Annotated in this window: 20 protein-coding genes and 1 pseudogene; 9 read left to right on the top strand and 12 right to left on the bottom strand. The window is 72.4% G+C overall.

Annotated elements, in window-relative coordinates:
- Nucleotide 1 precedes the first annotated feature (1 nt).
- Both ACWCSU_RS24530 and ACWCSU_RS24535 read right to left on the bottom strand, forming a co-directional pair.
- The gene (locus tag ACWCSU_RS24530; protein ID WP_449937758.1) at nt 2-1,081 is read right to left on the bottom strand and encodes an ABC transporter substrate-binding protein; all 1,080 of its coding nucleotides are present in this window, start codon (nt 1,079-1,081) and stop codon (nt 2-4) included.
- Nucleotides 1,078-1,611: a SigE family RNA polymerase sigma factor gene (locus ACWCSU_RS24535; protein ID WP_449937759.1), complete on the bottom strand. Its 534-nt coding sequence runs from the start codon at nt 1,609-1,611 to the stop codon at nt 1,078-1,080. Before ACWCSU_RS24535 ends, ACWCSU_RS24530 begins: the two co-directional genes overlap by 4 nt.
- A gap of 484 nt (nt 1,612-2,095) precedes the next feature.
- On the opposite strand from ACWCSU_RS24535, the gene ACWCSU_RS24540 reads away from it, so the two are divergent.
- Nucleotides 2,096-3,343: a hypothetical protein gene (locus ACWCSU_RS24540; protein WP_449937761.1), complete on the top strand. Its 1,248-nt coding sequence runs from the start codon at nt 2,096-2,098 to the stop codon at nt 3,341-3,343.
- A 21-nt stretch (nt 3,344-3,364) separates the two neighbouring features.
- Here ACWCSU_RS24540 and ACWCSU_RS24545 read toward each other — a convergent pair whose 3' ends face one another.
- From ACWCSU_RS24545 to ACWCSU_RS24570, 6 genes are all read right to left on the bottom strand, one after another.
- The gene (locus ACWCSU_RS24545; protein ID WP_449937764.1) at nt 3,365-4,369 is read right to left on the bottom strand and encodes a HEAT repeat domain-containing protein; all 1,005 of its coding nucleotides are present in this window, start codon (nt 4,367-4,369) and stop codon (nt 3,365-3,367) included.
- 6 nt (nt 4,370-4,375) lie between these two features.
- Nucleotides 4,376-5,083 (bottom strand): HEAT repeat domain-containing protein, encoded by a 708-nt coding sequence (locus ACWCSU_RS24550; RefSeq protein WP_449937766.1) that lies wholly within the window; start codon nt 5,081-5,083, stop codon nt 4,376-4,378.
- Between the two features lie 32 nt (nt 5,084-5,115).
- The gene (locus ACWCSU_RS24555) at nt 5,116-6,510 is read right to left on the bottom strand and encodes a cytochrome b (protein ID WP_357699493.1); all 1,395 of its coding nucleotides are present in this window, start codon (nt 6,508-6,510) and stop codon (nt 5,116-5,118) included.
- A gap of 87 nt (nt 6,511-6,597) precedes the next feature.
- Complete coding sequence (locus tag ACWCSU_RS24560; protein ID WP_449937769.1) at nt 6,598-7,407, bottom strand: carbohydrate ABC transporter permease; 810 nt, start codon at nt 7,405-7,407, stop codon at nt 6,598-6,600.
- Complete coding sequence (locus tag ACWCSU_RS24565) at nt 7,404-8,255, bottom strand: carbohydrate ABC transporter permease (RefSeq protein WP_357699489.1); 852 nt, start codon at nt 8,253-8,255, stop codon at nt 7,404-7,406. The genes ACWCSU_RS24560 and ACWCSU_RS24565 overlap by 4 nt, the downstream gene beginning before the upstream one ends.
- Nucleotides 8,252-9,568, bottom strand: a complete 1,317-nt coding sequence (locus ACWCSU_RS24570) for an ABC transporter substrate-binding protein (RefSeq protein ID WP_357699487.1) — start codon at nt 9,566-9,568, stop codon at nt 8,252-8,254. Before ACWCSU_RS24570 ends, ACWCSU_RS24565 begins: the two co-directional genes overlap by 4 nt.
- Nucleotides 9,569-9,748: 180 nt before the next feature.
- Here ACWCSU_RS24570 and ACWCSU_RS24575 point away from each other — a divergent pair.
- Nucleotides 9,749-9,817: pseudogene (locus ACWCSU_RS24575) on the top strand (hypothetical protein); the annotation flags it as partial.
- Nucleotides 9,818-9,963: 146 nt separating this feature from the next.
- Nucleotides 9,964-10,161, top strand: a complete 198-nt coding sequence (locus tag ACWCSU_RS24580; protein WP_449938398.1) for a hypothetical protein — start codon at nt 9,964-9,966, stop codon at nt 10,159-10,161.
- A 7-nt stretch (nt 10,162-10,168) separates the two neighbouring features.
- Here ACWCSU_RS24580 and ACWCSU_RS24585 read toward each other — a convergent pair whose 3' ends face one another.
- Complete coding sequence (locus ACWCSU_RS24585) at nt 10,169-11,239, bottom strand: saccharopine dehydrogenase family protein (protein WP_449937771.1); 1,071 nt, start codon at nt 11,237-11,239, stop codon at nt 10,169-10,171.
- A 71-nt stretch (nt 11,240-11,310) separates the two neighbouring features.
- On the opposite strand from ACWCSU_RS24585, the gene ACWCSU_RS24590 reads away from it, so the two are divergent.
- A complete protein-coding gene (locus ACWCSU_RS24590; protein WP_449937773.1) occupies nt 11,311-12,291 on the top strand; it encodes a helix-turn-helix domain-containing protein in 981 nt (326 codons plus the stop codon).
- On the opposite strand, the gene ACWCSU_RS24595 is transcribed toward ACWCSU_RS24590, so the two are convergent.
- Nucleotides 12,264-12,701, bottom strand: a complete 438-nt coding sequence (locus ACWCSU_RS24595) for a cupin domain-containing protein (protein ID WP_449937775.1) — start codon at nt 12,699-12,701, stop codon at nt 12,264-12,266. The genes ACWCSU_RS24590 and ACWCSU_RS24595 overlap by 28 nt on opposite strands.
- 104 nt (nt 12,702-12,805) lie before the next feature.
- Between ACWCSU_RS24595 and ACWCSU_RS24600 the strand changes: the two genes are divergently transcribed.
- A complete protein-coding gene (locus tag ACWCSU_RS24600) occupies nt 12,806-16,105 on the top strand; it encodes an AfsR/SARP family transcriptional regulator (protein WP_449937776.1) in 3,300 nt (1,099 codons plus the stop codon).
- Here ACWCSU_RS24600 and ACWCSU_RS24605 read toward each other — a convergent pair.
- The gene (locus ACWCSU_RS24605; protein ID WP_449937778.1) at nt 16,098-17,360 is read right to left on the bottom strand and encodes a serine hydrolase domain-containing protein; all 1,263 of its coding nucleotides are present in this window, start codon (nt 17,358-17,360) and stop codon (nt 16,098-16,100) included. The genes ACWCSU_RS24600 and ACWCSU_RS24605 overlap by 8 nt on opposite strands.
- A 156-nt stretch (nt 17,361-17,516) precedes the next feature.
- Here ACWCSU_RS24605 and ACWCSU_RS24610 point away from each other — a divergent pair, with 156 nt between their 5' ends.
- From ACWCSU_RS24610 to ACWCSU_RS24625, 4 genes are all read left to right on the top strand, one after another.
- Nucleotides 17,517-17,861 (top strand): VOC family protein, encoded by a 345-nt coding sequence (locus ACWCSU_RS24610; RefSeq protein WP_357708883.1) that lies wholly within the window; start codon nt 17,517-17,519, stop codon nt 17,859-17,861.
- A gap of 18 nt (nt 17,862-17,879) precedes the next feature.
- Nucleotides 17,880-18,758, top strand: a complete 879-nt coding sequence (locus ACWCSU_RS24615; protein WP_449937780.1) for a helix-turn-helix domain-containing protein — start codon at nt 17,880-17,882, stop codon at nt 18,756-18,758.
- Nucleotides 18,759-18,865: 107 nt separating this feature from the next.
- Nucleotides 18,866-19,303: an SRPBCC family protein gene (locus ACWCSU_RS24620; protein WP_449937782.1), complete on the top strand. Its 438-nt coding sequence runs from the start codon at nt 18,866-18,868 to the stop codon at nt 19,301-19,303.
- A gap of 74 nt (nt 19,304-19,377) precedes the next feature.
- Nucleotides 19,378-19,734, top strand: coding sequence for a PRC-barrel domain containing protein (locus tag ACWCSU_RS24625; RefSeq protein WP_364091825.1), 357 nt, complete (start codon nt 19,378-19,380; stop codon nt 19,732-19,734).
- A gap of 120 nt (nt 19,735-19,854) precedes the next feature.
- Here ACWCSU_RS24625 and ACWCSU_RS24630 read toward each other — a convergent pair whose 3' ends face one another.
- Nucleotides 19,855-20,697, bottom strand: a complete 843-nt coding sequence (locus ACWCSU_RS24630; protein ID WP_364091821.1) for a helix-turn-helix transcriptional regulator — start codon at nt 20,695-20,697, stop codon at nt 19,855-19,857.
- Nucleotides 20,698-20,757 lie beyond the last annotated feature (60 nt).

A 20,757-nucleotide genomic window follows, 5' to 3' on the forward strand; every position in this document is an offset into this window, starting at 1 on the left:
CTCAGCCGCCCTTCGCGACGGCCGTCCCTAGGTCCGCCGGGCGGGCGATGAGCCGGTGGGAGCGGGCCAGGTCGGCGATCCGCTGGAGCTCCGCGAGGTCCAGCTCGGCGGGGAAGGAGCCGATCTCGGCTTGTGCCGCCGCCGCCGCGGTGATCTTCGTGTAGCTGGGCAGCGCGTCGCGTACCTGCCGGGGGTCGGTCGCGATCAGGTGTTGCGCCTTGGTCAGCGCGCGCCGGAAGGCCGCCAGCGTGCGGGGGTTCTCCCTGATCCACCGGTCGGTGGCCGACATGCCGGCGGTGTACAGGTTCGCGAACCCGCGGGTCATCGGGTCCTCCACGATCCGCGCGCGCCCGGTCTCACGGCCGACAGTGACGTACGGCTCCACCAGCAGCGCGGCGTCGACCTGCCCCTTGTCCATGGCGAGGAGCATCTCGGGGTAGGGCTTCTCGACCAGCAGGACGTCCCGGGACGTGAGCCCGGCCCGCTTCAGCGCGGCCTCCAGCGCCAATGGCCCGAGCCCCGCGAGGTTCGGGATCGCGATCTTCTTCCTCCTGAGGTCGGCCACGGTCCGGGTCCTCGACCTGGGGTGCACGGCGATCGCGAAGCTCCCGGGCGCGGCCCGGTGCAGGCCGGAGACGATCCGGAAGGACTTGCCGCCCTCGTTCATCTTGAAGAGCGAGGCGTAGTCGGTCTGCGCCAGGTCCAGCCTGCCCAGGTCGAGCTCCGGAGCCGCCGCGGCGGCCCCGGAGACGATCTGCGGGACGACCGTCAGCCCCTCCTCCCTGAAGTAGCCCTGCCCCAGCGCGACGAACACCGGCGCCGACTCCACACTCGCCACCACGCCGACCTTGACGACGGACCGCTCGGGCGGCTGGGCCGGGCGCACGGCGGCGCGCGGCCCGCCGGGCAGCGCCCGCACGCCGACGGTGGCGGCGAGCACGACGACGACCACCACCACGGCGGCGGCCAGGGCCATGACGTTGCGCCGCCTGCGGTGATGAGCCTCGAACGCCCTGGCCGCCAGGTCGCGCTCCGGCATGTCCTCCGCGATGCGGCCGAGCTGATCTCCGAGCCAGGTCATCGGCGTGCCCCCTCACTGTGGGCCGGGTCGTCCAGGACGGGCAGTCTGGGCCCCAGCTCGGGGGCCAGCGTCCGCAGGCGGGCCAGCGCGTGGTGCGCCTGGCTCTTGACGGTGCCGACCGAGCAACCCAGCAGGTCGGCGACCTCACGCTCGGTCCGGTCCTCGTAGAAGCGCAGGACGAGCACGGCGCGCTGCTTGGGCGTCAGCCGCATGAGCGCCTGGCGCAGCACGATCCGCAGCACGGTGGAGTCATCGCTCACGTACGCGCGGTCGGGCGGCTCGGCGCTCGGCACCTCGTCCGAGCTGCGGCGACGTCGCCACGAGATGTACTGGTTCACCATCATCTTGCGCGCGTAGGCGTCAAGGTCGCCGACGTGGCGTAACCTCGACCACCGCCCGATCATCTTGACGAACACGCTCTGGAGGAGGTCCTCCGCGAGGTGGACCTCTCCGGTGAGCAGGTAGGCCAGGCGCGTCAACGGGCGTTGGTGAGCATCAACGAACGCCCGGAAGGCGGTGTCGCGATCCAACGTCTCTCCTTAGTCTCGATGCCCTCCAGACGCTGTGGGCGTGGCGAAAGGTTGGCACCCGTGAGAAGCGTGTGACGGGCCTCTGCCGCCGCGGTTCATTTATCGGCATTTAATAAATGATGTCGTCAAGGCGCATTCTTCTCGCATGGCGGCGCGCGATACACGCTCGTTAAAGTCGGGGTAACGTCAGGCTCCACGGATTCCCCGACAAGAGGACGAGCCGATGAACTGCGGTCACTGCGACAGCCCCAACCTCGCCGATTCCCAGGTCTGCGCGAATTGTGGCCGCCATTTCCAGCGCGATCGCCCGGCCGCGACAGAGGTGACGCGATATCTCTGCATCGCCATGCTGCTCGATGCGAAAGTGCGTAATTCCACCATTCGTTCCATTCTTCATGACCGGTTCCGGGCCGTCGCCCAGTCCCCCGGCGTCGACCTGGCCACGATGCTCAAATACGGCCTGATGGCCCAAAGACGCCAACGCGTGCGCGATACCGTGCTGGCCGTGCTCGCCCTGGCCACGCTGGCCCTGCTGTCCAGCTCGCTCGTCCTGCTCCCGCTCTTCCTGGCCTGGCTCGTCGTCTTCGTGGAGCTCTACGACGCCTACGAGTCGGTCATCCTGACCAAGCTGACCCGCGACTCCTTCGACCCGGCCGAGGCGCCGCTGCCCAGCTCGCCCGCGCTGCGCGACCACCTGGTCGACATCGCCGACCGTGGCGCAGGGAACGTCACGGTGTTCGCCGACTACTCCCCCTTCGTCGGCTACGGCAGCAGGATCAACAACTGGTCGTTCACCATGAACGTCGCCAAGGCCAGGCCCGGCGAGACCGTCGTGCCCTTCGCCGTCGGCGAGCTCTACGACCGGGTGGCGGCCGAGATCGCCGCCCTCGGCCTGCCCGGTCTCACCGTCGGCGACAAGCTCTTCGTCAACGGCCTCGACCTGCGCTACGAGACCGACCCCGAGCTCCAGGCGGCCGTGCTTCCCGACGCCCTGCTGCCGCCCGTGCCCACGGTGAGCGAGCGGTTCATCCACGAGCTGCGCGACAACCCCCGCACGAGGGCCCGCCCCTACCTCACGGTCAGCGTGACCGGCTGGGAGGGCGAGGTGGTCATCTCGATCTTCCTCCGGTTCGTGCTGCTCGCCGAGAAGGGGATGATGTTCACCGAGGCCGGCTACTCGCTGCTGCCGCCGCTGCGGGAGTCGTACCGCGAGGTCGACCGGCTGGTCAACTGCGCGCCGTCGGAGCGGATGGCCCGGATGGCGCTCTCGGCGCTGGGGCGCACCTTCGCGGGGCTGGTGCTGGCCCTGCCCAACACCCTCGCCGCGGTGTCGGAGCCCAGGAGGCGCAGGCGGCAGCAGAAGGCGAGCATCAAGGCCATCCGCGGCCACACCTTCAACTACGGGGCGGCCTACAACCCGCGCGAGCACGCCACCGACCACCTCTACCACCGCTACTTCCAGCAGCTCGACAAGGAGATGTACGTCAAGGCCGCCGAGCAGCGGATCATGGACGCCGTCGCCGACTTCCTGGAGGAGCACAACGTCGACGTGAGCGACCTGCGCGACCGCCAGACGACCATCCTGAACAACGGCATCTTCGTCACCGGTCAGGCCCAGGTCACCGGCAACAGCATGGCGGTCGGCACGGGCGCGGTCGCGCGCGTCGAGAGCCGCATCCGGCAGGGCCTCGGCCAGGCCGCCGCGGCGGCGGCACAGCGGAACGCGGGATGAACGTCCACGGCGTCCGCGCGTTCAGCGTGTGTCGCGGATGCCCAGGATGTAGGTGGCGGTGAGCGCCACGGCGCGGTCGTCGTCGTGTGACAGGTCCGCGAGGGCACGTGAGGCGGTCGCTCCCGGGATGTCGGCGAGCGCCTGCGTCAGCCGCAGGCGCGCGGACGGGTCGGCGGAGCTGCGGGCGAGGCGGTCCACCAGCCCGGCGGCGATCGGGTCCGCCGCGCCCGGACGGCCCGCCAGCGTGCTCAGGGCGTCGGCCGCCTCGACGTCGTTCGTGCCCTCGACGACCATGTCGATGAGCGCCGGGATCGCGTCGGGCACCCCGCGTGCCCCGAGCGCCAGGGCCGCGGGCCGGCGGACCACGACGTCGGGGTCGGTCAGGGCGTCCCGCAGCAGCTCGGTCGCCCGGTCGTCCGGGAGCTCGGCGATCGACCGGACGGCGCGGGCGCGCACCTCGGCCGCCGGTGCGCGCAGGCCCTCCGCCAGCAGCGCCGAGGCGTCGTCGCCCGATCGCGCCAGGGCCCATCGCAGGGCTCCGGCGACGTGCGGGTCGCTCTCGCTCAGCGCCGCCTCCACCAGCGCCTCCACCGGCACCGGAACCTCGTCGGCCGAGGCCAGGGCCGCGCTCTGGCGGCTGCCGGCGTTCTTCGACCCCAGCGCGTGCAGGAGGGCGACGATCTGGAGCACGTCCTCCCAGCCGGCGGGTTCGGCGGCGTCGATCCGGCGCAGCCGGGTGAGCAGCTCCGTCTCGGCCGCGATGCGTTCCCGCGTCCGGCGGATGAGGTCGTCCACGAGGGCCGAAGGCGTGAAGCCGGGATCGTCGAGCGCCCGCCCGACGTCGCGCAGCGACAGCCCCAGCGAGCGCAGGCTCTCGATGTGGAAGATCCGCCGGATGTCCTCGCCGGAGTACTCGCGGTAGCCGGCGCCGCTACGGCCCGTCGGGCGCACCAGGCCGAGGGCGTCGTAGTGCCGGAGCATGCGGGCGCTCACCCCGGACCGCCTGGCCACGTCGCCGATCAGCACAGCCCATCATCCCTCCTGGCCGCCGGCGCCGAGTGCCACGACGCGCTTCGCCTCCTCGATCGCGAACTCGAATCCGGCCTCCGGGTCACGCAGCAGCCGTTCCGTGGCTCCGGCGTGCGTGCGCACGCCGGGGTCGGGGGCGGTCATCGCGGCGCGCAACGCCGGCTCGATCACCTCGCCGAGCGCGACCAGCGCCCGGCTCAGGCTCAGCTGCGTCTCACGCCGGCCGCGCCCGAGCTGTGTCGACAATACTGCGGCCAGCGCCGGCTTCTCCTCCTCGGGGACGAGCACGACCGCGGTCCGCCAGGCGCTGCGCGCCACCTCGTCGTCGGCGTCGGTCAGCAGCTCCCGGGTGATCGACGGCCACGCACCCCGGTCGCCGATCTTGGACAGCGTGTGCAACGCCTGACTCCGTGCCTGCGCGCGCCCCGACCCCAGTTCGCCGAGCAGCCTCGGGACCGTCAGCGCCGCCGGATGGCGGGTGAGCGCCCAGGTGAGCATGTCGCGCACGTGGAACTCCGGCTCGACGGCGCAGCGCTCGACGAGCTTGCCGACGTAGCGCGGGTCGGGCGTCGTGCCGACCCCCAGGGCGGCCCGCAGCCGTACCGACGGGTCCTCGTCGGCCAGCCCCTCGAAGGCGCGGGACACGTCCGCATCCTGTTCCTGCCTGGTCATCGCGACCACCTCCTCGGCGACCAGTGAAGACCTTGTCACAGTGTCAAGGTCAAGCGGGCTCACCTGTCCGGTCAGTCGCGCGGCGCGGTGACGGCCGGCTGCCGCTCGGGCTCCACGCGCATCGGGCGTTCGTGGAACCCGCCCCCCGCGCTCCGGACGATCACGCCGCTCTCCGGCCCGTGCTCCAGGACGTGCCGGTCCTGGAGGCCCAGGCCCAGGCAGAGCCGGTGGGTCAGCCAGAAGGCGACGACCGGGCCGACGATGACGGCGTATCTGAAGAAGACGGTCACGGCCTCCACCGAGAGCTGGAACTGGTGGGCGAGCTGGTCGTTGGCCGCGGCGGCCCACAGCAGCCCGTAGAAGGCGACCCCGGCGGCGGCGACGGCGGTCTTCACGGGCGCCTCGCGCGGCCGGTCCAGCACGGCCGGGCCGGTCCGTTCGGCGGCCAGGCGGCTCGTGCTCTTGGGCCGGCCGAGCGCGTCCCTCCGGTGGAGACGCCGCAGGACGACCTGCTCGCCCAGCGGGTAGCCGGCCAGGACGGTGAAGAACACCCCGGGCACCACCAGCGTGGGCACCAGGACGGCGAGGCTGAGCGTGTACCCCCCGATCGTCAGCTCCCAGCCCGGCATGATCCGCAGGGCGCCGTCGAGGAAGCCCATGTACCAGTCGGGCACCGATCCGGCCGAGATCTGGCCGGGGCCGGCGGGGCCGTACAGCCATATGGGGGCGATCTGGAAGGTCAGGCCGAGGATGACGAGCACCCCGATGGTCGCGCCCGCCATCAGCGGGCGGACGCCCGCGCGGGCCGGCGCGGGCGCGGCGAACCGCGAGTGCCCGTGCCGCCGCACCAGCCATTCGCGGGCGGCCAGCAAGGCGACCATGACCAGCGGGATCACCAGCACGTGCGCCCAGTACAGGGTGGGGATGATGGCGTTGCCGGGGAAGTCGGCGCCGAAGAGCAGTTGCGTGGCGTACGACCCCACGAAGGGGACGGCCAGCAGGACCGACCGGATCAGCCACACGCTGCCGCCGGAGAGCATGTCGTCGGGCAGGATGTTGCCGGTCTCCCCCGCGGCCATCCCCAGCGCCAGCAGCGTCACCCAGATCAGCCACTGCCGCACGCGCGGCCGGCGGAAGGCGCCGGTCACGAACATCCGCAGCAGCTGCAGCGCGACCGCCGCCACGAACACCAGCGCCGACCAGTGGTGCACCTGCCGGACGAAGAGCCCGCCGCGCACCTCCAGGCTCAGCCGCATGGCCGAGTCGAACGCCCTGCTGACCGGGACGCCGCTGAGCGGCGTGTAGACGCCCTGGTAGAGCACCGGGGACATGTCCGGGTCGAAGAACACCATGAGGAACAGCCCGGTCACCACCAGGACGGCGAAGGACCAGATCGCCACCTCGGCGAACATGAACGACCAATGACCGAGCCCCGACGACAGACGTTTCCGTACCGGTGAGCGCATCGGACCCTCCTCGTTTTCGTCTCGCCTTCAAGACGGGATACGCGGGCGAGACGTGACGCCGGGGAGGGGTGAGTTACGTCATAGACCTCATCCCTTCACCGCTCCGCCGAGCAGCCCGGAGACGAACTGCTTCTGGAAGACGAAGAAGATGAGCATGAGCGGCAGCGTGGCCAGCAGCGCGCCCAGCATCAGGCCCGAGTAGTCGACGCGGGTCAGCCCGGTGAGGTGGCTGAGCGCGACCGGCAGGACGTACTTCTCCTCGCTGGTGAGCATGAGCAACGGCCAGATGAAGGAGTTCCACTGGCTCATGAAGGTGAAGATGACCAGCGCGCCGAGCTGCGGCCGGACCACGGGCAGCACGATCCCGTAGAAGATGCGCAGGTCTCCCGCCCCGTCCAGGCGGCCGCTCTCGATGAGCTGGTCGGGGAAGTCGAGGAAGGCCTGGCGCATAAGGAAGATGCCGAACGAGTTCGCCAGGAACGGGACGACGATCGACTCGTAGGAGTCGACCCAGCCGATGCTGGCCATCATCTGGAACAGCGGCACCAGCAGCACCTGGAACGGGATCATCATCGTCGCCAGGATCACCGCGAGCAGCAGGCCGCGCCCGCGGAAGCGGTACTTGGCCAGGCCGTACCCGCCCATCGCGCTGACCAGGACGGACAGCGCGGTGTAGACGACGGCCGTGCCGAGGCTGTTGAGCACCACGCGGGAGAAGCCGATGGTCTCCTCCAGCGACCTCAGGTTGTCCAGCAGGGCGTCGCCGGGCAGGAACGGGGGCGGGCTGTGGAACAGCTCCCTCGTGTCGTGCGTGGAGGCGACGAACATCCAGTAGAACGGCGCGATGCTGATCACCGCGCCGGCGGCCATGAACAGCCAGAGCAGCAGGCGTTTCATGACTTCTCCTTCCCGAACCACCTGAACTGGGCGTAGGAGAGCACCCCGATGAGCAGCACCACCACCCACGCCATCGCCGCCGCGTATCCGAAGTCGAACTGCTTGAAGCCGACCTGGTAGAGCAGCAGGATCGGCGACGTGGTCGCGTCGTCGGGGCCGCCGTCGGTGAGCAGCTTGTTCTCGTCGAACAGTTGGAGCGTGCCGATCGTGGAGGTGATCGAGCAGAACAGGATCACCGGCTTGAGCTGCGGCACGATCACGCTGACGAAGGACCGGAACGGCCCGGCCCCGTCGATCGAGGCGGCCTCGTACTGCTCCTTGCCGATGGCCTGGAGCCCCGCCAGCAGGATGATCATGTTGTAGCCCGTCCACCGCCAGGTGATGGACGCGATCAGTGCCACCCGGGCCCAGGCCGGGTCGTCCAGCCAGGCGATCTCGGCGCCGAGCAACTGGTTGACCATGCCTCCGTCGGTGCGCAGCAGCACCCGGAAGACCACCGCGTAGGCGACCAGTGTCGTCACGGCGGGCAGGAAGTACGCGATCCGCAGCGTGGCACGGAACCGCAGCCACGACTGGTTGAGCACGTACGCCAGCGCCAGGGCCAGCCCGATCATGATCGGCACCTGGACGACCAGGATCAGCCCGACGTTGACCAGGGACTGCAGGAACCTGTCGTCGTGCAGGAGGCGCTGGTAGTTCTCCAGGCCCGCCCATTCCGTCAGGCCGTCCTCGGTGCGCTGGAGGCTCTGCAGCAGGCTGGCCCCGAGCGGGTAGGCGAAGAAGAGCGCCAGCAGCGCGGCGGCGGGTCCCGCGAAGATCCAGGGGACCAGACGGCGCCGAAGGATCATGCGATCTCCCGCTTCGTGGCGGACGCGATCTGCTCGGCCGCCTCGTCGAGCACGGCCTTGGGGTCCTTGCCGCCCACCACCGCACGCTGCAGCAGCTTCTTCAGCAGCTCGCTGGCCTCGGCGTCGTCGTCGCTGGACTCCACGGCCGGGATGTTCCGCACCTGGTCGGCGAAGATCTTGTTGACCGGCTGCCCGTCGAAGTACTCGACCGGCTCGGAGAAGTACGGGTCGGCCAGCGCGGGCAGGTAGGCCGGGAAGAGCGACTCCTGCTTCATCATCGACAGCTGGCTGTCCTTGTTCGCCGTGACGAACTCGACGAACGCCCACGCCGCCTGCTGGTTCTTCGTCTGGCCCGTGACCGCCAGCATGGAACCGCCGTTGGCCGAGGTGCGCACCCCGCCCGGCTCGAACGCGGGCAGCGGGATCACGCCGAACTTGCCCTTGAGCTCCGGCATCTCCGACACCAGCGTGCCGGTCCACCAGACGGCGGTGGGCGCGACGGCCGCCTTGCCCTCCTTGGTGGCGGTGACCCGGCCGTCCCAGCCCTGCTCGTTCTGGAGCAGGCCCTTCTCGTTCAACGTCTTGATCACCGTCAGCGCCTTGACGGCGGCGGGCGTGTTGACCGCGACCTTGCCGTCCACGAACCTGCCCTGCTTCTGCTGCTGCAACAAGGTGGTGAACAACGGCTCGCTGTTGCCCAGGTCGGAGACCATGAGCTTCTTGCCGGTCTTGGCCTTCAGCGTCTCGCCGGCCTTGATCAGGTCGTCCCAGGTCTGGATGTCGTCGGCCTTGATCCCGGCCTGCTCGAAGTAGTCACGCCGGTAGAACAGGCCGACGGGCGCGGAGTCCCACGGCAGCGCGAACAGCTTGCCGCCCTCGCCGGAGGCCGTCTGCCACTTGGCCGGGTCGAAGTCGGCCTTGAGCTTGCCGGCGACCGGGCCGAGGTCGGCCAGCCCGTTGGGGAAGTTCTTGGCGTAGCCGGCGACCCGCTCGTCCTCCAGGTGCACGACGTCGGGCAGGCCCGTGCCCGACTGCATGCCGACCGTGACCTTCTCGTAGATGTTGTCGTAGCCGACGTCGATCACGTCGACCTTCACCTTCGGGTGCAGCTTGGTGAACTCGGGCGCCAGGCGCTTGAGCGCGGTCGCTCCGACGTCGAACGACCACACCTTTACCTCGCCGGACAACTCGGCGGAGGTGGAGGCGGCAATCGTGGGGGCCGGCTTCTTGGCCGTGCCGGTGCCGCCGGTGGCGCATCCGGCGGCGAGAAGACCGGTGGCCAGCAGCCCGGCCGCGATTGTGTGGATCTTCACGGTGACCTCTTGCATCTGTAACATGTCACACTCTGAATACTGAGTGCTGAGTAACGTACGCTGAATACGCTTGATGCACCAGAGGTGAAATCGAACCGTTCCCGATGGATGTGGCCCGGCGTCCGCGATGGCGGGAATCCGGTTGCCTTCCGCACCCGAGGTTCGCGATGATCGGCCGGCATGGGGAACGTGCTGCTGACCGGGGCCACCGGAGGCATCGGGCAGGCCCTGGTCGCCGCCCTCGGCGAGGCCGGGCACCGGGTGATCGCCGTCGGGCGCGACCCCGACACCTGGCGGCGCACGATGGCGGTGAACGTGGCCTCCCCCGCCGAGCTCGTCCGGCTCACGCTGCCCGCGCTGCGGCGCTGGCCGACTCGCTGCGGGAGGAGGAGGCCGTGCACGGGGTCCGGGTCACGACGGTCTTTCCGGCGGCGACGGCGACCGACCTGCTGGGCGAGGTCAGGGCCGCCTTCGGCCGCCCGTACGACCCGGAAGTGTGCATCCGGCCGGGGTCGCTGGCCGCGATGGTCGTCTGGGCGCTGAACGCGCCGCCCGACTCCTACGCGTGCGAGCTGTCGGTGGTGCCGGGCTGAAGCCCGTTCAGCCGGTCTGGCCCCGCTCGTGGGCCGGGACGTCCAGCTCGACCACAATTTGGGGTGACAGCGCCCGCAGGAAGTCGGCCGCGTCGAAGATCTTCCCCGCCGAGGCGACCCCGGCGGCCCTGGTCCGGCCGGTGAGGACGCGCTGGACGGCCTCCACCGCGAGCGGCGCGGTGACGGCGTAGATGTCCTGGCCCCGGGCCACCGCCCGCCGTTCCTCGGCTCCCGAGCGCACGACCACGTCCACCACGAACGGCTGCGCCGACCGTCCGGACTCGTCGGCCGCGACCGGGGCCGGGGTGTCGGGGCTCGCCACGTCCGCGGCCGCCTCGACGGTCATGTACGTGCGCACCTCGGGAACGTCCAGGTGGCTCGGGACGGTCACGATGTCGGCCATCGAGAACTCCGCGACGACGTCGCGCGTCCCGGTCGGCTCGGGGAAGGACCACTTCTCGGCCGGCGCCCGGTCGTCGCGGTACTCCAGCCGGCCGCCGGCGTGGCGGACGCGCCGCCCGCCGCGCCGCTCCCGGGAGACCCGGCCCGCGACGCGGGTGCCGGTCGTGGGGTGCCAGCTGTCCAGGCCGTAGGCCACGTGCACCTGGTCCGCGCCGGTCCAGTCGCCCATCGCCGCCGTGACCAGCAGGTCGCCCAGACCGCCGTAGAAGGCCATCGCGGGGACGATCACCTCTCCCGAAGCCCCGGCGCGTTCGGCGAACAGCTTGAAGGTGTCGACGTTGGCCTCGATCTCGGCGGCGACGTCCACGTACGGGATGCCGGCGCGCAGGGCCGCCTCGATCACGGGGGCGGCCGTGACGGCGAAGGGCCCGGCGCAGTTGATCACCGCTGCCACGCCGTCCAGCGCGCGGTCCAGCGACGCGGGATCGTCCGCCGACGCCTGCCTGGCCTCCGTCCCCGGGGTCGACTCCGCCAGTGCCCTGAGCGCGTCCCCGTTCCGGCCCGCCAGGACGGGGACCAGCCCGCGCCGCAGCAACTCCGCCACCACGAAGCGGCCCGTGTGCCCGTACGCGCCATAAACCGCCACCGTGATCTGGCTCATGTCCGCATCAGTCATGTGGACATCCTGGCGATCCCCGGCGGTTCCGCACGAGCGTCCGGAACGACATGATGCGTACAATTCCGGACGTGAGTACGGTCGCGATAGCCGTCGCCGACGGGATCCTGCATTTCGAGCTGGCCCTGGCCTACGAGCTGTTCAGCTCGCCCCCGCCCGTCCCCGTCGATCGGTGGTACGAGCCGGTGATCTGCGGGGTGGGCCCCGTACGGGCCGACGGGCGGTTCCTGCTCGAACCCGACGCCGGGCTCGACCTGCTCGTACGGGCCGACACCGTGATCGTCCCCGGCTGGGCCGAGGTGGACGTCGAGCCGCCGGCCGACCTCGTCGCGGCCGTACGCGCGGCGCACGGGGCGGGCGCGCGGGTCGCCTCGCTCTGCACGGGCGCCTTCGTCCTGGCCGCGGCCGGCCTGCTGGACGGGCGGCGGGCCACCACCCACTGGGCCCACACCGACACGCTGGCCGCCCGCCACCCCCTGATCGAGGTCGATCCGGACGTGCTCTACGTGGACGAGGGCAGCGTGCTCACCGCCGCGGGCAAGGCCGCCGCCCTGGACCTGTGCCTGCACCTGGTCCGCCGCGACCACGGCTCGGCGGTCGCCAACACGATCGCCCGCCGCCTGGTCGTGGCGCCGCACCGGCCCGGCGGCCAGGCCCAGTTCGTCGCCACGCCCGTACCCGAGCCGCACGGCCACCCCCTCAGCGACCTGCTCGCCTGGACGGACCGGCACCTGGACCGGCCCCTGACGGTGGAGGACCTGGCCCGCCGGGCGAACATGAGCTCGCGCCACCTCGGCCGCCACTTCAGGTCGATGACCGGCACCACCCCGCTGCAGTGGCTGCTGACCCAGCGGATCCGCCGCGCCCAGGAGCTCCTGGAGACCACCGACGACAGCGTGGACGCCATCGCCGAGGCCACCGGCATGGGCACCGCGGCCACGCTGCGCCGGCACTTCAACCGCACGGTCGGCGTGCCTCCGGACGCCTACCGCCGCACCTTCCGCGCCCGCCGGACGACGCCGGGTCAGCGGTCGGCGGGGTGGAAGTCGTAGGGCTTGGAGTCGTACACGTAGTAGACGCAGTCGGCGCCCGGGGCGCACTTGCCCCAGTGCTCCGCCTTCGACGGGTAGTACAGGTAGTCGCCGGCGCCGATCCGGTAGGTCTTGTGGCCCTTCACGTTCCAGAGCATGACGCCCGAGACGCCGACGACGTGCTCGGGGCTGGTGTGCCAGTGCGGGTCGAAGGGGGTGCCGGCCTTGAGGGTGAACATGGCCTCCGAAGGGCCGGTCTTCGGGTCGCCCTTCAGCTGGACGTACGTGCAGCCCTTGAGCCCCTCGCAGGGCGTGCCCGTCTCCTTGTGGGAGTGGTGGACGACCTTGCCGGGGGCCGAGTCGGCGTACGAGCTGGGGGCGCCGAGCACCATGAGGGCCAGCGCGCCGGCGGTGATCATTTTTTTGAGCATGTCGATCTCCCGTTAAGTGGACCGTGGTCCGAATGTGTCCGCAAGCTATCGGACTGCGGTCCGCTTCGTCAAGCGATCCTCCGGCGCGTGCCAGACTCCTGGTCATGGCGGATGCGACCGGGCCGGGCGGCGGCGACGACGGGCCGGTGCGCGTGGGCGTCCTCGGTCCCCTCACGCTGGTCACCGCCGACGGCCCGGCGCCGGTCGGCGGCGCGCGGCTGCGGGTGCTGCTGGTCAGGCTGGCTCTTGACGCCGGGCGTGCCGTCCGGCCGGAGGCCCTGGCCGAGGCGCTGTGGGACGAGGCGCCGCCGGAGGCTCCCTCGCACGCGCTGCAGTCGCTGGTGTCCCGGCTCCGGCGCGTCCTGGGGCACCCGGGGCTGGTCACCTCAGGTCCGGCCGGGTACCGGCTGGCCGTCGAGCCGGACGCCGTCGACGCCGTGCGGTTCGAGCGGCTGGCCCGGGCGGGGCGGCGTTCGTCCGCGCGGTCCCGGCCCGCCGAGGCGGCCGCCACCCTGCGGGAGGCCCTGAGCCTTTGGCGCGGTCCGGCGCTGGCCGACGTGCGGGCGGCGCCGTTCGCCGCCGCCGAGGCCGAACGGCTCGAACGTGCCCGGCTGGCCGCCCTGGAGGACCGCGTCGAGGCCGACCTGACGCTGGGCGCCGACCTCGACCTGGTCGCCGAGCTGGAGTCGCTGGCCGCCGCGCACCCGTTGCGCGAGCGCCTGCACGCCCAGCTCATCCGGGCCCTCGCCCTCAACGGCCGGGGCGCCGAGGCGCTGGCCGCCTACCAGCGCATCCGCGGCCTGCTCGCCGACGACTTCGGCGGCGACCCCGGACCGCACCTCCAGGCGGCCCACCTGGCGGTCCTACGCGGCGACCTCCCCGGCCCCCACCGGCCGCCGGGGCCGTTCGGGGCATCCGCGGCGTCCGGGCCCTCCGGGACGTCGGGGCACTCCGGGGCGTCGGGGGTGTCGCTTGCTCGGCCGTCGCGTGGGAACCTCGATGTTCCGCTCACCAGCTTCGTGGGCCGTGACCAGGACGTGCGCCGCGTGATCGGCCTGCTCGGCCGCGCCCGGCTGGTCACGCTGGTCGGCCCTGGAGGCGCGGGCAAGACCCGGCTGGCCAGCACGGTCGGCCGGCGGCTCACGCCGTCCGGTGGGGTGTGGTTCGTCCCGCTGGCCGCGATCGGCCCGGACGACGTCCCCCGCGTGCTGCTCGACCTGCTCCGGGCGCGCGAGGAGGGCGCGCCCCCGCGCGGGGCGCCGCTGGACCACCTGGCCGAGATCCTCGCGGACGACGACCTGGTCCTGGTGCTGGACAACTGCGAGCACGTGGTCGAGGCCGTCGCCACGCTGTGCGAGTCCCTGCTCGGCCGCTGCCCCCGGCTGCGGGTGCTGGTCACCAGCCGCGAACCCCTGCGCATCGGCGGCGAGACCCTGCACCAGGTGCTCCCGCTGGACCTGCCCGAACCGGGCGCGACGCCGGACCAGGCCCGGTCCAGCGCGGCCGTCCGGCTCTTCCACGACCGCGCCGCCGCCGTACGGCCCGGCTTCGCCCTGGACGGCGGGGCGCTGGCGGCGACCGTCGAGATCTGCCGCCGCCTCGACGGCCTGCCGCTGGCGATCGAGCTGGCCGCCGCCCGGCTGCGCGCCCTGCCGGTCGAGGCGGTCGCGGCCCGGCTGGACGACCGGTTCCGGCTGCTCACCGGCGGCAGCCGTACGGCGCTGCCGCGCCACCGCACCCTGGCCGCCGCCGTCGCCTGGAGCTGGGACCTGCTCGACCCCGGCGAACGGGCCCTGCTGGAACGCCTGTCGGTCGTCCGCGGCAGCTTCACCGAGGACACGGCGGAGGCGATCGGCACCGCCGGCACGATCGGCGACGCTGGGGCGGTCGGCGGTGCGGGTGATGTGCCGGAGCTGTTGGCGGCGTTGGTCGACAAGTCGCTGCTGCACCCGGCCGACTCCGCCGACCCGGCCGAGCCGCGTTACCGCCTGCTGGAGACCATCCGCGAGTACGGCCTCGACCGGCTGGCCCGGCGCGCCGAGGTCGCCGCCGCGCGAGACCGGCACGCCCGGTTCTTCCTGCGGCTGGCCGAGACCGCCGACCCCCTCCTGCGCACGTCGGACCAGCTTCGCCTTCTCGCCCGCCTGTCCGCCGAACGGGACGACCTGGCGGCCGCCATCCGCTGGACGGCCGAATCCGGCGACGCCGAGCGGGCCGTCCGGTTCGGCGTCGCGCTGAGCTGGTTCTGGCTCCTGCGGGACTTCCCGCCGGAGTCGCTCGACCTGCTCGGCCGGGTGCTCCAGGTCACCGGGCCGGTCGATCCGCAGTCCCGCGCGCTGGTCGCCGCCGCCCACGCGATGGCCACCACCGAGGCCGCCGTCCCGGAGGAGGCGGACGCGGCCTTCGACCGGATCAGGACGGCCCTGGCCCAGGTCGTCCCCGGCGCCCATCCCATCGTCGAGATGGCCCGTCTGGCGCTCGGCATAGCCGCCAAAGGCGACCACGTCGTACCGGAAGACGGAACGGATCGGTGGAGCCGGTCGCTGGCGCTGCTGGTCGGGGGCGTGCTGGCCATGAACACCGGCCACCTCGACGAGGCGAGGGGCGCACTGGCCCGCGCGCTCGACGGCTTCGAGGAACTCGGCGAGCGGTGGGGCCTGGCGATGACGCTGAGCGCCCTCGGCTCGGCACTGATCCGGTCCGGCGAACCCGCCACCGCCCCCGCCCTGGCCGAACGCGCCACCCGGTACTTCCGCGAGCTCGGCATGCCCGAGCACACCATGGAGAACGAGGTGGCCGCCGCGCTGCACCGGGCCGAGTCCGGCGACGTGGACGGCGGCCGGCGGCGCCTGACCGGCCTCCTGGACCAGGCCGGGCGGAGCGGGTCGGCGGAGTCGCACACCCAGGTGCGCCTGGGCCTGGCCCGGCTGGAGCTGGCCGCCGGACGACCGGCCACGGCCCGCGTACACGCCCTGGCCGGGCTGGCCGCCGCCCCGCCCGGCCGTTCCACCACGCCACCTCTGACCGCGCTGCTGCTGGGCGTACTGGCTCAGGTGGACCTCGCGGAGGGATCGCCCGACCGCGCGGCCCGCCGGCTCGACCATCCGGCGGTGCGCCTGACGCTGACCTGGCACACGCCGGTCGCGGCCGCGACCGCGGTCGTGGCCGCCGGGATCGAGCTGTGCCGCGATCGCCCGGAACGGGCGGGACGGCTGCTCGGGGCCGCCACCGTGCTGGGCGGCTGGACCGGCACCGGCGCCGCCGACGCTCGGCGGCTCGCCCGGCAGGCGGAAGCAGCGCTGGGCGCCGCCGGGTTCGCCGCCGCGCACGCGGAGGGTGCGGCGGCGTCGCGGTCCGGGGCCGAGGGGCTGGTGACGGCGGTCTTCGCCGCGCCGCTCAGCTAGCGCCGGGCACGGGCTTGCCGAACATCGTGCAGGTCACGGCCATCTGGAGCGCCTGGGCGGCCTTGGCCAGCTTCGGGTCGCCCCCGAACTCGGCCCAGTACTCCGCGCTGATGAGGACGGTCGCCGTGCGCTTGCCGGTTCGGTCGGTGAGGTTGGTGGTCAGGTAGCCGGGCATGCCGCCGTCGTGGCCCCAGAACGTGCCGCACGGATGGGCGCCGGTCTGGATGCCCAGCCCGTATCCGGGACCGTCCGGTTCGCGCGGGTCCATCGGCACGGTGGTGCGGAGCTGGGCGAGCTGGGCGGCGGGCAGCAGTTCGCCGGACATGAGCGCGGCGTGGAAGCGGGACCAGTCGCGCGTGGTGGACACCACCGCCCCCGCCGGGCCGCCCCACCCGGGGTCGTGGCCGGAGACGTCCACGTGGCCGTCGTGGCGCGGCCCGGCGAGCCGCCGGAACGCGGCGGGCACCGCGGACGGCAGGTGGGCGGCGTCCGGCTCGTAACCGCGGGCGTGGGGGCCGCGCCAGGCGGGGCCGGTGGCGTAATAGGTGTGATCGAGGCCGAGCGGCCGGGCGATCCGGTCTCTGAGCAGGTCGGCCAGGCTCGTCCCGGTGACCTTCTCCAGGACGGCGCCGAGCGCGGCGTAGCCGGTGTTGCTGTAGGACCACTTCGCGCCGGGCGCGAACAGCGGAGCGTGTCGCACCCCCACGGCCAGCAGCTTCTCCGGGGTCCACCGCCGCCGGTCCCTGCCGAGCATCGAGGCCCGGAGCGCCGGGTCGTCGGTGTAGTCGTACAGGCCGCTGGTGTGGTTCAGCAGCATGCGCAGCGTGATCGTCCCGCCACCGGGCACCTTGCCGGGCAGCCACTTGTCCACCGGGTCGGTCAGGGCGAGCCGGCCCTCGGCGACGAGTCGCAGCACGAGCACGGCGACCATGGTCTTGGTGTTGGACCCCATGCGGAACTCGTCCCCGGCCCTGAGCACGTGGTCGCGTGCGGTCCAGGCGGCCTGCTCGGCGATCTCGACGGGCCGGCCGCGGCCGTCGTCGACCCGTACGATCACGCCGGGCGCCCCGGCCGCCACCACGTCCCGCGCCAGGCGCGACAGCAGGGCCCGCGGGTCGTCCCCGGCCGGCCGGGCCGTCGCGGCGGCCGGGAAGAGCGCGGCGACGGCCAGGCTCCCGACCGGCACCGCGGCCGTGAACGCGCGCAGCCACCGTGGCCGCGCCGCACGACGGGACGGGACATCACATGGGTACATGAACCGGTTCCTCCTGAGCTGAGTGACGCGAACGCCTCCACCCTCCGGCCCCTCGCTCACAAACCGCACACATCCCGCTGTCAGCCGCCGCCCGCCGATGAGTTCCGGCCGCGGGCGAGGTCTTTCCTCACGGAACGACAGCAAGGAGTGGTCCGTGTGGATCTGTACAGCGTGGTGTGCGTACGCGACCGGGTGGCGGCGCAGAAGTGGTACGAGGCGTTCTTCGGCCGTCCGGCGGACGAGATCGTCGGCGAGGAGCACCTGTGGCAGGTCGGCGAGAACGCGTGGGTGGTCGTCGACGACCGGCACATGCGGGCCGCGCGCGTGGGCGGCACCATGATCACGTTCGGTGTGACCGGCCTCGACGACATCCTGGCCCGGCTGGCCGAGCACGGCATCGAGCACGGGCCCGTGGAGACGTACGGCAACGGCGTGCGCCACGTGGACGTCCTCGACCCGGACGGCAACAGCCTCTCGCTCGCCGAGGCCCCGCCACGATGATCCCGTTAGGCTCGGGACGTGTTCGACTCCGCCGACTTCGATCTGGCGCCCTACGCCGGCCTCGACACCTCGGCGTACGTGCGGCACACGTACAACAGCTGGGACGACGCCGGCTGGCGGTCACTGCTGGTGCAGACGTTCCGGCACGCGCCCGAGGTCGACCACCTCCCCCTGCCCGCCGTGTCCGACCTGCATCTCGTGCTCTGCGTGGCGGGGAGCGCCGACCTGCGGATACGGTCCGGCGGCCGGCCGGTCCGGCGGCGCTGGGTCCCGGGGCGGCTGGAGCTCATGGTCCCCGGCCGCGCCGAGGCGATCGGCTACCGGGCCGAGGCCGGGCTGAGCACCGTCCAGGTGCACGTCCCCGCGGGCGCCGTTCGGCGGGCCGCCGACGCGCTGGGCGGTCGCGAACCCGACTTCGAGGCGTCGGCCGCCGCGCTGGCGGCCGGTGACCCGGTCGTCGAGCAGCTGCTGCGCGCGCTGCCGGGCCGCGCCGGAGCGGGCGACCTGTACGCGGAGTCCGCCGCCGCCTTCCTCGTGACGCACCTGCTGACCCAGGGCCGGGCCGAACGTCTGCCCGGCCCCGAGCACGCGGCCGTCCGGGCGGGCGTCGCCATCATGACCGAGCGGCTGGCCGAGCCGTTGACGCTGGCCGTCATCGCGGCCGAGGTGCATCTCAGCGTGTACCACTTCGTCCGGGTCTTTCGGGAGGGGACCGGCCTGACGCCCCACCGGTACCTGACCCGGCTGCGCATCGAGGAGGCGCGGCGGCTGCTGGCGTCCACGTCCCTCAGCGTCGAGCAGATCGCCGGGCGGTGCGGGTTCGCCAGTCCGGGCGCATTGTCGGCGGCCTTCCTGCGGCAGACCGGCGTACGGCCGTCGGCGTACCGCAAGCACTGATCGCCCGCCGGCGTGCCGCGCGCCTGCCCCCGGACCGCAAGAACCGATCGATCGTCGGCAATCGTGCGCATGGCCCCCGGACGCGGCCGGTCCCTACGTTGGGGCTCATGCCGTACTCCTTCGCCGTGACCGCGCGCTCGCAGGCCGCCCCCGACGCCGTCTTCGCGGCGCTCACCCACGCCGCCACCTGGCCGTCATGGTCGCCGATCGACTCCGCCGACGTCGAGGGCGGCGATCCGGCGGCACGGCAGCGGGCCGGGGACACCCGGGTCTTCCGCACCGGGCGCAACGTCTCCCGGGAGCGGATCGTCGAGCTCGTCCCCGACCGGCGGTTCGTCTACGACAACCTGGGCGGCCCGTTCCGCTCCTACCGCGGGACGATCGAGCTCGTCCCGACCTCCGGCGGCGGCACCGACATCACCTGGTCCGCCGTCTTCGAGCCGAAGCTGCCGCTGTCGGGGGGGTTCTGGCGCTGGTACCTGACCCGCTTCCTGCGGGGCATGGCCGACGGCCTCGCCACGTACGCCGCCCGCACGACGAGCTGAGATTCCATGTTTGCCGAGGCTGATCCGGGAAGAGTGGGTGGGCAACGTACTCTAGATCATCAGGAGGAAACGCCTTGTCTCAGGACATGTGGAGCTACGGTTCCGACGTCTACGGCGACAAGACACTGGACGTGGTCGGCTTCGACGTCGAGGCCACCGACGGCTCGATCGGGTCGGTGGACGAGACGAGCCACACCGTCGGCGACAGCTACCTGGTGGTCGACACCGGCCCGTGGATCTTCGGCAAGAAGGTCGTGCTGCCGGCCGGCACCGTCACGCGGATCGACCCGCAGGAACGCAAGGTCCACCTCGCGCGGACCAAGCAGGAGATCAAGGACTCGCCGAAGTTCGACGAGGACGCCACATACAACGACGACGCCCACCGCGACGAGGTGGGCGCGTACTACAACCGCTTCAACGGCACCATCTGACCCCCGGCGACCCGGGTGACCCGTTCGGGGCCGCCCGCCGGACGCGACACGCACCGCGGAGGCTGCCAAGGCCCCACAACCTCCGCACCCGGCGGGCCCCCGAAGGGCATCCCAACAGGGTCACGGGGTGGTCTGGTGGGTCAGGATGTGGAGGGCGTCGGCGGAGGGTGGGTCGGACGGGGTGTAGATCTCGACCCGGTGGTCCGGGCTGTCGGGCTGGAGCCAGACCTGGTAGTCCACGCTGACGGCGCCGACCGTGGGATGCCGCAGGCGCATCGTGCCCACCGTGCAGTCGGCGACCTCGCCCACCGCCCACAACGTCGCGAACTCGTCGCTGCGCATCGTGAGCTCCCCGATCAGCTCGGCCAGGCGGGCGTCCGTGGGGAAGCGGCCCGCGGTGAGCCTGAGGTAGGCGACGTGGATGCGGGCGAGTTCGTCCCAGTTGCGGTGCAGGTCGCGGAAGAGCGGGTCCAGGAAGAACATCCTCGGCATGGACGGGCGGTTCTCCGGATCCCAAGGCGCCTCGAACGGCAAATGCTCGCCCATCAGCGCGTGACCCGTACGGTTCCACGCCAGGACGTCCCCACGCCGGCCGAGCACGACCGCCGGCGTCGTCTCCTTCAACGACTCCAGAAGCGCGAGCACCCGCGGATGAGGCTCCTCGCGGGGCGGCCGGGACAGCCGGGCGCGGGAGGGCTGCCGGGCGAGGTTGTGCAGGTGGACGGTCTCGATCCGGTCGAGCCGCAACACCCGCGCGAGGGCGTCGAGCACCTGCTCGGAGGCGGTCTCCGCGAGCCCCTGCTCCAGACGCGTGTAGTACCCGGCGCTCACCCCGGCGAGCTGCGCCAGCTCCTCACGCCGCAACCCGGGAACCCGGCGGGCCGTCCCGAAGGTACGCAGCCCGATCGCGGCGGGCGTGACCCGGTCACGACGGCTCTTCAGAAACGTTCCGAGACTCTCCACACCGTCGAGCCTAGGCCGACCGGTCGGGTCCGTGGGTACACCTGCTGGGTGCACCCACGC

Source organism: Nonomuraea sp. NPDC001699 (genome assembly GCF_053596455.1).

Excerpts from the sequence above, each read along its gene's own strand:
- ACWCSU_RS24530 (WP_449937758.1), bottom strand. The coding sequence starts at position 1,081 with ATGACCTGGCTCGGAGATCAGCTCGGCCGCATCGCGGAGGACATGCCG.
- ACWCSU_RS24555 (WP_357699493.1), bottom strand. The coding sequence starts at position 6,510 with ATGCGCTCACCGGTACGGAAACGTCTGTCGTCGGGGCTCGGTCATTGG.
- ACWCSU_RS24560 (WP_449937769.1), bottom strand. The coding sequence starts at position 7,407 with ATGAAACGCCTGCTGCTCTGGCTGTTCATGGCCGCCGGCGCGGTGATC.
- ACWCSU_RS24565 (WP_357699489.1), bottom strand. The coding sequence starts at position 8,255 with ATGATCCTTCGGCGCCGTCTGGTCCCCTGGATCTTCGCGGGACCCGCC.
- ACWCSU_RS24585 (WP_449937771.1), bottom strand. The coding sequence starts at position 11,239 with ATGACTGATGCGGACATGAGCCAGATCACGGTGGCGGTTTATGGCGCG.
- ACWCSU_RS24595 (WP_449937775.1), bottom strand. The coding sequence starts at position 12,701 with ATGCTCAAAAAAATGATCACCGCCGGCGCGCTGGCCCTCATGGTGCTC.
- ACWCSU_RS24600 (WP_449937776.1), top strand. The coding sequence starts at position 12,806 with ATGGCGGATGCGACCGGGCCGGGCGGCGGCGACGACGGGCCGGTGCGC.
- ACWCSU_RS24605 (WP_449937778.1), bottom strand. The coding sequence starts at position 17,360 with ATGTACCCATGTGATGTCCCGTCCCGTCGTGCGGCGCGGCCACGGTGG.
- ACWCSU_RS24620 (WP_449937782.1), top strand. The coding sequence starts at position 18,866 with ATGCCGTACTCCTTCGCCGTGACCGCGCGCTCGCAGGCCGCCCCCGAC.